At 34.1% G+C, this 13,343-nt stretch carries 10 protein-coding genes; 5 read left to right on the forward strand and 5 right to left on the reverse strand.

The genetic code is table 11. From position 1 onward, the window contains the following. Positions 1 to 49: 49 nt before the first annotated feature. The 5 genes from C4F50_RS09010 to C4F50_RS09030 form a co-directional block, all read right to left on the reverse strand. A complete protein-coding gene (locus tag C4F50_RS09010) occupies positions 50 to 487 on the reverse strand; it encodes a retropepsin-like aspartic protease (RefSeq protein ID WP_193846111.1) in 438 nt (145 codons plus the stop codon). Then, positions 456 to 3,089 carry a CHAT domain-containing protein gene (locus C4F50_RS09015; RefSeq protein WP_193846112.1) on the reverse strand — a complete coding sequence of 878 codons (2,634 nt, stop codon included), beginning with the start codon at positions 3,087 to 3,089 and terminating at the stop codon, positions 456 to 458. Before C4F50_RS09015 ends, C4F50_RS09010 begins: the two co-directional genes overlap by 32 nt. A gap of 93 nt (positions 3,090 to 3,182) precedes the next feature. Beyond that, a complete protein-coding gene (locus C4F50_RS09020; protein WP_193846113.1) occupies positions 3,183 to 5,132 on the reverse strand; it encodes a PKD domain-containing protein in 1,950 nt (649 codons plus the stop codon). Between the two features lie 187 nt (positions 5,133 to 5,319). Continuing rightward, the gene (locus C4F50_RS09025; RefSeq protein WP_193846114.1) at positions 5,320 to 6,291 is read right to left on the reverse strand and encodes a hypothetical protein; all 972 of its coding nucleotides are present in this window, start codon (positions 6,289 to 6,291) and stop codon (positions 5,320 to 5,322) included. Positions 6,292 to 6,565: 274 nt separating this feature from the next. Next, on the reverse strand, positions 6,566 to 6,865 hold the full coding sequence (locus tag C4F50_RS09030; protein ID WP_193846115.1) for a hypothetical protein: 300 nt from the start codon (positions 6,863 to 6,865) through the stop codon (positions 6,566 to 6,568). A gap of 129 nt (positions 6,866 to 6,994) precedes the next feature. Between C4F50_RS09030 and C4F50_RS09035 the strand changes: the two genes are divergently transcribed. The 5 genes from C4F50_RS09035 (at position 6,995) to C4F50_RS09055 (ending at position 13,311) form a co-directional block, all read left to right on the forward strand. Beyond that, positions 6,995 to 7,579 carry an RNA polymerase sigma factor gene (locus tag C4F50_RS09035; RefSeq protein ID WP_193846116.1) on the forward strand — a complete coding sequence of 195 codons (585 nt, stop codon included), beginning with the start codon at positions 6,995 to 6,997 and terminating at the stop codon, positions 7,577 to 7,579. Positions 7,580 to 7,581: 2 nt separating this feature from the next. Then, positions 7,582 to 8,310 carry a tetratricopeptide repeat protein gene (locus C4F50_RS09040; RefSeq protein WP_193846117.1) on the forward strand — a complete coding sequence of 243 codons (729 nt, stop codon included), beginning with the start codon at positions 7,582 to 7,584 and terminating at the stop codon, positions 8,308 to 8,310. Between the two features lie 232 nt (positions 8,311 to 8,542). After that, positions 8,543 to 10,264, forward strand: a complete 1,722-nt coding sequence (locus C4F50_RS09045; protein ID WP_193846120.1) for a S41 family peptidase — start codon at positions 8,543 to 8,545, stop codon at positions 10,262 to 10,264. 44 nt (positions 10,265 to 10,308) lie between these two features. Further along, positions 10,309 to 12,015, forward strand: a complete 1,707-nt coding sequence (locus C4F50_RS09050; RefSeq protein WP_193846122.1) for a S41 family peptidase — start codon at positions 10,309 to 10,311, stop codon at positions 12,013 to 12,015. Between the two features lie 528 nt (positions 12,016 to 12,543). Beyond that, on the forward strand, positions 12,544 to 13,311 hold the full coding sequence (locus C4F50_RS09055; protein WP_194139136.1) for a TatD family hydrolase: 768 nt from the start codon (positions 12,544 to 12,546) through the stop codon (positions 13,309 to 13,311). Positions 13,312 to 13,343: the final 32 nt, after the last annotated feature.

A 13,343-nucleotide genomic window follows, 5' to 3' on the forward strand; every position in this document is an offset into this window, starting at 1 on the left:
AGGCTTTTTTATTGGAATTTCGATTTTTAAAATTTTTGGAATTTCCCTTTTATTTAAGGTACAAATAATGATTATAATAATCAATAATTGCTTTTCCCTCCAATAAAATATCTGCGCCAATAATACCATGAACAGGTTTTGCTTTGTAAGATTCTAAAGCTTCATTGACATGAGAAAGATCAAAAATAACAATGCTGAAATTTTTACTTTTCCATTTTCCGAGTTCCAGCTTATTTTGAGAAGAAATCTGGGTCTCCATTCCCGTACCTCCAGCGCCAGAAGCTTTAGTTTTAGAGTTTTTTGCCGATAATTCAAAGCGTTCGATACTCTCAAAACCCACACACGTATTTGATGCTCCGGTATCTAAGATAAAAGTTCCTTTAATGCCATTGATTTTGGCTTTTATCTCTAGGTGCTGTGTTTTGGTAATTTTAAATTTTATTTTTTTGTACTTCTCAATTTTGAGAATTTCGTGAAGATTTTCCATTTAGATATCGCTTGAAAACCAAAAATAAGCCAATTATTACCAAAAAGCTAATGATATATAGGATATAATTGGGTGATTTTTCAGGAGTTTCAATACTTCCGTAATACACAAAAGCACTCCAATAATAAGGGGATTTTTTTGCATTTGAAACGTTTTCATCTTTTAAAAAATCTCTTTTGGCATCGGATACCGCTTTTGAATAAGAAGAATTATGTTTGACATTTTTATAAAAATAATCCATAAAAACAGAGGTCGTATAATCGTTTACATTCCACAATGAGAATAAAAGATTCCGCGCGCCCGCAAACTGAAAACCTCTTGCCACGCTCATCGCACCTTCTGCTTTAAACAATTTTCCAATTCCCGTTTCGCAGGCACTTAAAACTACCAAATCGGGATTAAGCTGTAAGTTGTACAATTCAGAATACACGATTTCCTGATCGTAAAATTTGATGCTGGCCGGAGTTTCTAAATCGCCTGCCGACGCGTGCGTACTCAAATGAATAATCGATTTTCCAGCGGCATTATTTTTAAAATTTAAAAAAGTTGCACTTTCATTTTCAAAAAATTGTCCGTCAAAATTGTTTTTTATGGATTGCAATTCGTTCTTAGAAAAGCGAAGGGCATAATTGGTCTTTTCAAAAACAGGAAAGATCCCGACAACCGATTTTTTGTCATTCGAAAACGGGACAGCATTCAAATAAAAGTCGGCTGAATTAGTATACGCCAAATCAAAATCATTCAATACATAATGCATTTTAGCAAAGTTGGCTGTTTCAGATTCTTGGGTAATCAACGCCTCAAAAGGAAGAAAACCCAAAATACCATCGGGAATTATAATGAGGTTTTTATGATGATGAGGTTTCGGAATTTCAAGTTCTTTGTAAATTTTATTTCCTAAACGATTGTAATTTTTAGGATTATCAGCAATTGTTTTCGCGTCGTTAAAATAATTTATAAAACCGACTAAATCAGTCAGACCTCTATGCTCTAAAGAAATGGAATAGAGTTTTATTTTTTTATTTTGAATAGTGAAATTATAGATCACATTCGATCCAAAAAAATACTCCACCAAAACAGCATTATCTTTTTCTAATTTGTCAAACAATTTTGTCAGTTCAAACGCATTTTGAGATTTTGTGTTGGTTTTGGTGTCTTTAGATTTTAAAAGCAGCATCAATTCATTTTGCTTTTTGATCGCTTCATTGATTTTAGAAATATCCGCCAGCTCCAGTTTTTGCTGTTCTTTTAGAATTGTCGTATTCCAGTTTTGTAATTGCTGTAAAATCAGTTTTTGTTCTCTCGAAAGCGATGCCGCGTTCGAAAGATGACTTTTCAAAACGACCGATTTTGTCTGTTCCGAAAGCAAAAAAGCGCTTTCTAGATAACCCGGTTTTTTCTCTTTTTGATAAAGCAAATTATAGATTTCGATGCATTTTTCAGTACGGTTTCGGTTTCTTATCTGCGTAATGATTTTAGAATTTTCATAAATTAAAATCGTTTGCAGCAACTCTTCGATATAAAACGAAAGCATAAAACTCTTCAATGCATTTTGAGGTTTATTTTCGGCTGAATAAAGCGCAGCCTGTAAATCTAAAGCATCTAATAATACCGTTTCTGCATAAAGCGAATTTTGATTTGGAAGACTGTTTTTCGCATTATAATTCGGAATCAAAGTTTTAAAAACAGCTGAAATGTTTTGATTCGCCTCATTAATATTACCTTGTTTAAAATTCAGAAAAGCAGTTTCGTAATACAGCTGTGCTATTTTTCTCGGTTCTTTGCTGGTAATTTTTTGAAATTCGATATTCGCTTTCACCAAATATTCCGAAGCCATTTTCAGATCGTTTTGTTCGATTTTTAGTTTGGCTAAATTTCGATAGGCATTCGCTAAAGTTTCGGATTGTGATTTGTCTTTTTTTAATAATGAAATGGTTTTCAAAAAAGAACTTTCGGCATTTTTCAGAGCATTATTTTTTACAACAAAACCAACATTGGTCAATACATAATTAGCGCCGAGATTATTGTATAAAACACCTTTTTGCGTCGTCGAAAGTTTCTCAGTTTTAAGCGTTTTTTCGATTAAATCAATTGCTTTTTCAACATTTCCTGTGTTTTGGTACACATTGGATAAATTGACAATGGCCGCCACTTTCTGCGTTTCATTTTTTTCTTCGCTGGAAATAAAATAGTATTGTTTAATGATATTTTCGGCGTTCTCATAATCGCCCAAAATTGTGTATAAATTGCCTAAAGGTTTTAGACAATATTCAATTATATCATAGTTTTTGAGTTTTTTTTTCTGATAGAGCATCCAAGCCTTTTCATAGCTTTTTACCGCTTCTAAAGTCTGCCCAAACTGATTTTCAAAATAACCTTTGTTGCAGTTCAAAATAACAATAGCTAGTAATTCTTCGCTGCTTTTGGGTTTGGGATTTTTCCAAAAATCATTTTCAGTCTGCGCTAAATTCGATAACGCTTCCGCGGAAGGCTGAGCAGTGAAAACATCAATTGCATTATAAATTTTTTCTTCCTGATTCTGACTAAAAACATTCAGACTCAGTAAAAAAAAGAGTAAACCATATAAGCGATATAAGTTCATATTATGAGTAATTTATAGCTTAAGATTTCCGCCGCGAATTCACGAATTTTCAATAATAATTCGTGAATTCGCGGCGGAAATCCACAATAAAAATCAAAACTTCCAAATTCCATAAACCTGAAAGTAATTAAAATTCTGTTCAAAATTCATCACATAACGCGCACCCACACTCGGCCCGATTCTGGCAAAACCAGCCGTAAGGTCAAACAAAAGACCTGCCTTATAATCGGTAAAAGTATTTTTTGTTTTGTTTGAATTGGTTGTAGAACTAATCAAAAAGTTTTCCTTGTCACCTTCATAAGTATCGACTTGTATCGTTTGATGCTGCTCGGATGAAACATTGACATTCGCCTGAATTCCCGCACCGATTCCGATATAATTATTAATGTTGTATCGAATCAAAATCGGAATTTCCCAATTGATATTTTTGTTTTCTGTAAAAGTTGTAGTCCGTACCAGCTGCCGTGTTCCGTTGGCGTTTGTGTTAAAAGCATCAACTACATTTATAGCGCTGTTGTATTGGTTAAAGGCATTTTCCCATTCTACCTGCCAGTAAAAACGATAGGATTTAAAAGGCGAAAGCGTCGCACCCACAAAATAGCTTGTAGATTTTTCTAAATCAGGATAAATATTATAACCTGCTTTGGCCCCAATCGAAATTCCAGGAAGGAATCGGGTAGTGGCATAATTGGTAATTATAGGTTCGTTTTTATCAAAAATAATCGCCGTTCGGCTTTTGGTTTTTACTTTATGAAAATCTTCACCAAACTTCATCGAATATTTGACAAAACCTTTGGTAGAATCTTTTTCGTGTACATTTTTCTGCTCCGTTCCGGGAAGATAAATATTTTTGAAAGTAAAAATAATCTGTTTTTGTTTGATAATTGTATCGAGACAGCTCACGGTTGGTTCTTCTCCTTTTGGGCAGATCGGACATTCTGGATACATGCTTTCGATCTGAAAAGTCTTCTTGTCAAACATATCCGGAATATCGGTTTCTAAACGAATTTTTCTCGCGGGACCTTCACCGTTGTTCTGAAAACGGGTTTTAAAATTTACCCTTTTAAAACGCACCAATCTGTAATTCATAAAACTTCCGTTAGATCCCATTTTGTTAGGATCATGAGAGGTCACAATTTCCATTTCGAGTTTTTTGATTTTATGGTTTTTATAACTTCGATTTGGGACAAAAATACCACGCATAGTAACCGTTGCACTGGTATCTTTAATCATTTCTGGAGTAGTTTTAAAAGTGTAAAAAACATTTCGGGTTTCTCCAGGATTGGCATCATCAAATTCTAAAACAGAAACATTGTGATACGTTTTATGTGCGTCTAATAAAGAAGCAGCAAGATCTTCTTCGGTTGTTGTGTTTTTATATTTTGTTTTGAAATTCCCTTCTGCAGCAGCTAAATAATTATTTGAATCGTTGAGATCATCAACTGCAGCAACTAGTTTTTCTTGAACTTCTCGTTCGCCTGCGTAGGTTCTAAAATCGGATAATTCGAAGTTATTGTGTTTAAATTCTTTCTCATTGTAAAACAGATAAAGCTTGCCGCTCGAGACATAATTCTCTAGATTTTGATAACTCACTACGACTACCATTTCTTGATCTGGAATAGGATCGCAGTTCTTGATAATCGCAAATCCGTTTTGGTCTGCAATAGAAGCAATGTCTTTAAAATTATTGTCGGTAATGTCGTTTACAGCCACTTTTTTAGGGCGTGTTGCAGGCGGTTTTCCATTGTCATAATTATTGGTTACGGCAAGTCGTGTGGTATAAGTGCCTTTGTTTTTATAGACATGTTTGGGGGCTGCTTCTTTGCTGTAATGTCCGTCTCCGAGTTCCCACAGATACGAATAACTAGGTTTTGGCGCGCCCGCAATCGGAATCAAAGGCGGTGTTTCTGGTTTAAAATTGACCAGATTTCCATTTTGAGTAAAACCGATATTGGCTCTTCGGGTTATGGTGTCTTTAACTTTTGTCTGTCCATTTAAGAAAATAGAGAAAAGAATAAAGAAAATAGACGTTAGTGGTTTCATAACTACAAAAGGTGTTTTTAGCCCTGATGGGAGCGGCATCCTTTTGCTGCCTTCTTTAGGCAGGAAAAGATACAGCGGACAGCAGGATCAGCTTCTAAAAATCATTAAAAATGTTTTGAAAACTAGATTAAATGTAAAAAAAAGCGGTGAGCAAATCACCACTTTTTCTTAAAAAGTATTTTGTAAGTTACTGAATAGCATTGATTGCTGCTACCAGCTGTGCTTCTGTACCGACTGTTGTTTCGGACAGAGAAAAGGTGTAAACCGCATTGGCAGTTGTAGTCACGCCTTTTATTGCATAACGCCAGTTTCCGTTATCTTCTGTGGCAAAAATAATGTGGCATGCTAATCCAACCGGAATTTGACCGTAATGTTCGCTGAATAATCCTTGAGCGGTGTAAGTGTCTAATTTTGCAAGAGCATTGTTTCCTTCGCCGTCATAAGAAAGGTAAACGGCGCTGTTGGTATTGTCGTAACCGTCTGGTACATCAACCAAAATAGTGGTTTTTGGTCTTGGGTCGCTGTAGAAACGGTCCACATTTGTCCATCCAAAATTACCGAATGTTACATAATAATTGTTGCCTTCGCCTTGTACACCGCCTTTTCCGTCGGCACCTCTGGCATCTTTCCATGCCAATTCACCATCTTCATCAATAACTCCAGTCCATAAAGTCATTAAGTTGTCAAATCCGTCTGTTAAAGCCGTGGGAACAATCATGCTTAACGAGCAAGAAGTTTGTAATTCTACACCGCCCTGCGTTGCTTTAATAAAGAATTCACCGCCTGATATCAATAAATTTTTCTTTCCGTCCGCCGTAATTCCCATTGTTGGTTTGTTGGTTACGAGCATATTTCCTTTGTCAAACAGTTCGATGTATTCGATATTTACTTGTCCCGTAACTGGATTTCCGTTTTTGGTCAGACAATCTCCGTTAATGTACAATTTAACACCTTTTGCAGAGGTCAAAGTCACAACGCCGTTTCCAGCAGTCATAGTAAAGTTTTGCGTATTTCTTTTTACCCCTTTTTCGCTGATGCTTTTAAAAGCGGCCGCTGTTGGGGGCGAAAGTTTGATGTCGTCTCCGTCGCTGTTATCACAGCTTGCAAAAGAAACCAGTAAAAGAAGTGAAAGTCCGATTGTTTTAAAATTTGTTTTCATAATTTCTAGTTTTATAAATCTGGCTTGAGTAATCAAGTGGTTTTTCAGATTTTGGTTATTACTTTATTTGTAAATCAATTAGGGTTTAATTTTGTTACCCTGTTTTCAAAAATATTTTTCAAAAGGCTTTTATACAGTTAAATCAATTAGGCTTTTAAATTGTTACCCCATTTTTTCGATTTTTTTTTGAAATATTTTTAAATACACAGAAACATAGATTTTAAAGGCTTGTAAAAAAGGTGTTTCACTTTATGTTTCTGTGTGTTTAAAAAAATTAAACAGAAAGGCATTTATCTTCAAACAGATTTCCGTCTTCGTCAACGGCGAGTAAAATTTCTTTTTTAATGGAGAACTTTAGAAGAAGATAGACCCAGACAAGGAGCCATAAACCAAAAGTGATACAGCTTAAAAATAAATGCAGTGCATGGTTGATCGTCTTTTTTTCTTTAGATAAAACCACATACGGCAGTTTCTCATTGTGTTCTGTTACTACAAAACCATTCCGTTTTTTAGCGGCGATCATTTCATAAAATCGATCCAGATTCTTTTCGTTTGTAAAGGAGTGATTTTTCATTTCTTTTAATTTTTTAATGATTTTTAAAAGACTTTTATATTGTTAAATACAAATAATTGAATTTTTGTTACCCCTTGTTGTAAAATTTTCTGAGATTCTTTTTTTAAATTAGCAGTTAAAACCTTTTTTATGGATCAAAGTAAAATTCATCCTGACCAAAAATATATCGACGGACTTGCCGCAAATGATTCGGGAGTTATCGAAATGATATACAAAAAGTTTGCGCCCAAAGTATGTATGTTTATAACCAATAATTCGGGAGATAAAGATCAGGCTCAGGACGTGATTCAGGAAGTCCTGATTTTGCTTTTTAATCAGGCAAAAGCCAATAAACTTCAGTTAACTTGTCCATTTGATGCCTACTTTTTTCTTTTGTGTAAAAGACGCTGGCTCAACGAACTCAAAAAATCTGATAATAAAGGGGTAACAATTTTTGAGAATGTTTTATCTACTAGTGAATCTGCACGAGAATTGATCGAACAATCAGAAGAATTTGATGAAAGACAAAAACTTTTTGATACCATGTTTGAGAAACTGGGCGAAAAATGCCAAGAGGTTTTAAAACTCAGTTTTACGTTAAAATCAATGGAAGAAGTAGCTGCAAAACTTGATGTGACTTATGGCTATGTTCGAAAAAAGAAATCGTTGTGTGTGGGACAATTAACGCAGTGGATTCAGGAAGCGAAAAATTTTAACTCTTTAAAAAAACATTAATCATGAACGAAGAACGCTATATATTATTTGACCAATACCTCCAAGGCGAGCTGACCGTTGATGAAAAAGATACTTTTGAAAAGCAATTGGCAGAAAATCCGGAATTGGCTGAAGAGTTGGAAACTTTCAAAGAAATGCATTTGCAGCTTGAAAATAAATTTGGAAAAGAATCAGAACGACAAGCTTTTGAGCAAAATCTGACCCGAATTTCAGACAAATATTTCAAGAAAAAGAAAACAAAAGTCGTTTCTATACAGCCTTGGTACTATGCAACAGCGGCAGCTTCGATAATTATCATTTTTGGATTGTTTTTCTTTAGATACGATCAAAATCCTTCGTTTAAAGATTACAACAATCCCGAAAGCGCCTATTTTACAGAGAGAGGAGTTGCAGAAGAAACCTTGAAAAAAGCAGAAGATGATTTTAATGGCAAAAGATATGCAAAAGCAATTCCGCTTTTTGAAACTATTTTAAAAGAAAATCATTCGCCGGAAATTCAATATTTCTATGGAATTTCATTGGTAGAAGAAAGCCACTATAAAAAAGCCGAAGCCGTTTTGAACGAACTGATCTCAGGAAATTCTATTTTTAAAGAAAAAGCAAAATGGTATTTGGCATTATCCAAATTAAAACAAAGAGATTATAAAGCCTGTAAAGAGGTTTTATTGACCATTTCGGAGGATTTTGAAAACTACGAAGACGTAGAACAATTACTAGAAGAACTGAATTGAGTTTTTTTTAAGGTAAGATTTGAAATATAAGATAAGAAAGAAACCTTTGTCAAAGTTTAAACCTTTGACAAAGGTTTTTTTAATTTCAGCCAAAATAAATCCCCCTTTTAGCTGCATAATTTTCTCCGATTGTGGGAAATCGTAAAGATTATTAAGAATTATTTTATACTTTGGACGCAGTTTACAATTGTAAATTTCCCAAAACTGTTTTAACCTAACCACGAAGTATTGCATGAAAAAAATTACCCTATTTTTTCTAATTGTCTTTTCGCAAACCCTTTTAAGCCAAACTAAAATAACAGAAACAGAAAAACTTGCAGCAACCTGTAAAGTCTGGGGATTTCTTAAATATTATCACCCAAAAGTAGCCAATGGCGATTTTAACTGGGATCAGCAATTGTTAGATGTTTTACCTAAAATTGAAAAAGCCGAAACACAAAAAGACTTTTCTTTACTACTCGAAAATTGGATTGATAGTTTGGGAGAGGTAAAAAAAATTGCTCCAATTACAGCGTCAAAAGAGGTGGAGTATTTTGATAAAAACTTTGATTTATCTTGGATTAACAATAAATTATTTTCTAGAACACTTTCGAAGAAACTTAAATTTATTGAAGAAAACAGGTTTCAAGGCGAACAGTTTTATGTTTATGGTTTGGAGAGAGTTGGAAATGTTGCCTTGAAGAATGAAAGTGCTGCCAATCCTGATTTTACAGATAAGAATTCAAAACTTAGAATGGTTTTTATGCTGTGGAATCTGGTAGAATATTTTTTCCCGTATAAATATCAAACAGATGAAAATTGGAATATCACTTTAGAAAAAATAATTCCGCTTACCATTCAATCAAAAAATCAAGAGGAATTCTTTTTGGTCATAAGAAAATTATCTTCCAGAATAAATGACAGCCATACAGATGTTTATGTATATCGAAATTCAGACGCTCCCTCTGCAGCCAGATATTTTCCTGCTGACGGAAAAATAATTGATAATAAAGTGGTTGTAACAGAAATTTTGGCCGACAGTCTTGCGCAGGCAGATGATATTAAAGTGGGAGACGTAATTACAAAAGTCGATAATAAAACCATAAAAGAAATTATTGCTGAAAATAGGGATTTAATTTCGGCGTCTAACGAAGCTAAATTTTTAGATAAGCTGGTTAAGTCGGTATTGGTAAGCAAATCGGAGACTGTGCAAGTAGAGTTTTTGAAAAATGGTAAATATAGTACCAAAACAATGACATGGTATGATTATCATGATTCTCACAGAAATGAATTTAAAAAAGGAGCCAAGAAAAAGAAGCAAAAATTTAAAGTTCTAGAGAATAATATCGGATATGTTGATATGGGAATTTTAAAAGAGAAAGATGTTCCCAATATGATTGAAGCATTAAAAGGAACTAAAGCGATCGTTTTTGATGTTCGAAATTATCCAAAAGGAACTATTCATGAAATATCAAATTTTATAAATGCTCATGAAGAGAAATTTGCCATTTATACCATTCCGGATTTAAGTTACCCGGGAAGATTTAAATGGAGCAGCGGTACTTCCAGCGGTTCAGAAAATAAGAATAACTATAAAGGAAAAGTAATTGTTTTGGTTGACGAGAACACGCAGAGTCATGCAGAATGGACTGCGATGTCTTTTCGAGCTTCTGGAAACGCTACGATTATCGGAAGCCAGACCTCTGGTGCAGATGGCAATATTTCGGTATTTGGTTTCAACGGATTTCGCACCTTATTCTCTGGAATCGGCGTTTATTATCCAGACAAAAAAGAAACTCAAAGAGTCGGAATTGTTCCCGATATTGAAGTAAAGCCAACTATAAAGGGAATTCAGGAAGGACGCGATGAAGTTATGGAGCAGGCTTTACTTTTTATCGAAAAAGGAAATGTAAAAACAGACGAAAAAATTAAATCCAAAGTAGACCTCAAAAATCTGCAAAGCTTACGCAATTAAGCTTCTAAGTAATCCAAAACTACAGAAAACAACCAACATTATTCATGAAAAAAAACATTCTATTTATTTTACTTGTTTTTTCGCAGCTGCTTTTTAGTCAAAGTAAAGTAAGCGAAACCGAAAAACTGACTGCAGCCTGCAAAGTGTGGGGATTTCTTAAATATTATCACCCAAAAGTGGCAGCAGGAGAATTGAATTGGGATCAGCAGTTACTGGATATTTTACCAAAAGTTGAAAAGGCGCAGACCAGAAAAGAATTTTCGTTGATAATGTCAAACTGGATAGATTCTTTGGGAGAAGTCCCCTTAACTGCACCCATTGTTGAGCCCAAAGATGTAAAGTATTTTGATAAAAATTTTGATTTATCGTGGATAAGTACAAGCGATTTATTTTCTAGAAATCTTTCTGCGAAATTGAAATTTATAGAGAATAACAGATATCAGAGTACAGCAGAATTTGGACCAGATTTTGACGCTTTTAAAACGCTGAAAAATTACTACGATCTTGATTACAATGCCAAAAATAACAGAATCTTAATGCTGTTTGCCTATTGGAATGTCATTGAATATTATTTTCCATACAAATATGTAATGGATCAGAAATGGGATAAAACATTAATAGAAATACTGCCTGATGTGGTTGGGGCAAAAAACTCAGATGAGTTCAATAAAGCATTAAGAAAGATGTCTACAAGATTAAATGACGGGCATGTTATGTTTCATATCTATCCCACATCCTTAAAACACAATGTGTTTTTTCCTGCGGCTGGTAAAATAATTGACGAGAAAATTGTCATTACCGAGATTTTGGCAGACAGTCTTGCAGAGGCCGATAATATTAAAATAGGAACTGTAATTACTAAAATAAATGGTAAAAGTATAAAAGACCTTATCGAAGAGAAAAGGAATAAGTTTTCTGCATCAAACGAAGCTGCTTATCTTAATAAAGTTGTTACTGATATGCTGATAAGTGACTCTGAAAATGTTAAAGTAGAGTTTTTAGCAGACGGAAAGTATGAAACAAAAGCAATGACATGGTACAATTACCATGATTCTCATCGAAATGAGTTTAAAAAAGGGGCTCAAAAAAAGAAAGATAAGTTTAAACTTCTTGACAATAATATTGGCTATGTCAATATGGGAGTGATCAAACAGAGGAATATTCCTGATATGATTGAAGCTCTTAAGTCGACAAAAGCAATTGTTTTTGACATGAGAAATTACCCGAAGAATACTTGGAAGGAGATTTCAGATTTTTTAAATCCACAGGAAAAGAATTTTTGCGATTATACAATGCCTTACTTAAACTATCCTGGACGATTTGTTTGGACTGAAGGAAGAAAAGCTGGATTTGAAAATAAGGATCATTACAAAGGAAAAGTAATTGTACTGCTTAACGAAGATTCGCTGAGCCAGTCAGAATGGACAGCGATGTGTTTTCAAACAGCAGGAAATACAACCATTATAGGCAGCCAGACCGCTGGAACAGATGGAAATAATTTTGAATTTGATTTTAGAGGATTTCATACGGCTTTTACTGGCATTGGAGTGTATTATCCAGACGGGCGAGAAACCCAAAGAATCGGCATTGTACCAGACATAGAAGTAAAACCAACAATAAAAGGTATTCAGGAAGGCAGAGACGAAGTTTTGGAACGCGCTTTGGCTTTTATTGAAACAGGAAAATTAAATGAAGAGAATTTTAAAAATCCAAAAACAACTATCAAAAACCAGCAAAATCTTAAAAATTAATTATTTGTCTGTATTTTTTTCTCAGAATGAGGAAAACCGTAAGGTTACTACTAAATTAATTTTTAAATTCGGCTTGATTTAAAATTTTTGAGAAATCAAAAAAAATTGGTACAGTTCCTGATATTGAAAAATACAATAGATAAGAAATTCAAAAAGAACAAGATGAATTTCTGGGACACGCATTAAAAATCATAGAAATGGGGGTCTAGATTTTAATAGCAGTTTCAGATTTCTTTTTTTGATTAGACCTTTGTCAAAGTTTAAACTTGATAAAGGTCTTTTCGTTTTTTAATAAAAAAATAATTCTCTTCTTTATCCATCCTTTTCACGAAAACGAACCTGCTGATCAAAATTCTTATCTTTAGAAAATCTGCGGGAGCAAAAATCTTCAATTAAAATAAAAACCTTTAGAGGCGCTTTCGCGAAAGCAAATCGGTTAAATCCACGTCCCTAATAGCAAAGTTGGGAAAGTCTTTATTATTGTCGTAATTTTGGCCGCTATAAAAATTAAGACAATTGAAACCTGCTATAACAATTACCGATACCCACACGCATTTATATTCTGAAGAGTTCGATCAAGATCGTGACGAAATGATCCAACGCGCTATTGACGCCGGTGTGACACGTTTTTTTATTCCTGCAATCGACGCTGCAGCAACGCAGTCCATGTACGATTTAGAGAAAAATTATCCAGACAATATTTTCCTGATGATGGGTTTGCATCCCACTTACGTGAAAGACAATTACGAAGAAGAATTAAAACATGTTGAAACCGAATTAGCCAAGCGAAAATTCTATGCAGTTGGCGAAATAGGAATTGATTTGTATTGGGATAAAACACATTTAAAAGAACAGCAAATCGCTTTTAGAAGACAAATTCAATTGGCAAAACAATACAAACTGCCAATCGTAATTCACTGTCGTGAAGCATTCGATGAAATCTTCGAAATTTTGGAAGAAGAAAAATCTGAAGATTTATTTGGGATTTTTCATTGTTTTTCCGGAACTTTAATACAAGCACAGCAGGCAATTTCTTATAAAATGAAATTAGGAATCGGCGGCGTAGTAACATTTAAGAACGGAAAAATAGATCAGTTCTTGAATCAAATCGATTTAAAACATATTGTTTTGGAGACCGATTCACCTTATTTAGCGCCTATTCCATACAGAGGAAAACGAAATGAAAGCAGTTATCTAATCAATGTAATAAATAAACTGGCAGCTATTTATGAAGTTTCTGAAGAAGAAATCGCAGCAATAACAACACAAAATTCTAAAGACGTTTTTGGGATTTAACCTGTGCCTTACAAAACTTTAATTTTTTTTTT

The organism is Flavobacterium hungaricum (assembly GCF_015182285.1).
In the GTDB taxonomy this organism is placed as follows: Bacteria; Bacteroidota; Bacteroidia; order Flavobacteriales; family Flavobacteriaceae; genus Flavobacterium; species Flavobacterium hungaricum.

Coding starts and splice junctions, on each gene's coding strand:
- C4F50_RS09010 (WP_193846111.1), bottom strand. CDS start 487: ATGGAAAATCTTCACGAAATTCTCAAAATTGAGAAGTACAAAAAAATA.
- C4F50_RS09015 (WP_193846112.1), bottom strand. CDS start 3,089: ATGAACTTATATCGCTTATATGGTTTACTCTTTTTTTTACTGAGTCTG.
- C4F50_RS09020 (WP_193846113.1), bottom strand. CDS start 5,132: ATGAAACCACTAACGTCTATTTTCTTTATTCTTTTCTCTATTTTCTTA.
- C4F50_RS09025 (WP_193846114.1), bottom strand. CDS start 6,291: ATGAAAACAAATTTTAAAACAATCGGACTTTCACTTCTTTTACTGGTT.
- C4F50_RS09030 (WP_193846115.1), bottom strand. CDS start 6,865: ATGAAAAATCACTCCTTTACAAACGAAAAGAATCTGGATCGATTTTAT.
- C4F50_RS09035 (WP_193846116.1), top strand. CDS start 6,995: ATGGATCAAAGTAAAATTCATCCTGACCAAAAATATATCGACGGACTT.
- C4F50_RS09040 (WP_193846117.1), top strand. CDS start 7,582: ATGAACGAAGAACGCTATATATTATTTGACCAATACCTCCAAGGCGAG.
- C4F50_RS09045 (WP_193846120.1), top strand. CDS start 8,543: ATGAAAAAAATTACCCTATTTTTTCTAATTGTCTTTTCGCAAACCCTT.
- C4F50_RS09050 (WP_193846122.1), top strand. CDS start 10,309: ATGAAAAAAAACATTCTATTTATTTTACTTGTTTTTTCGCAGCTGCTT.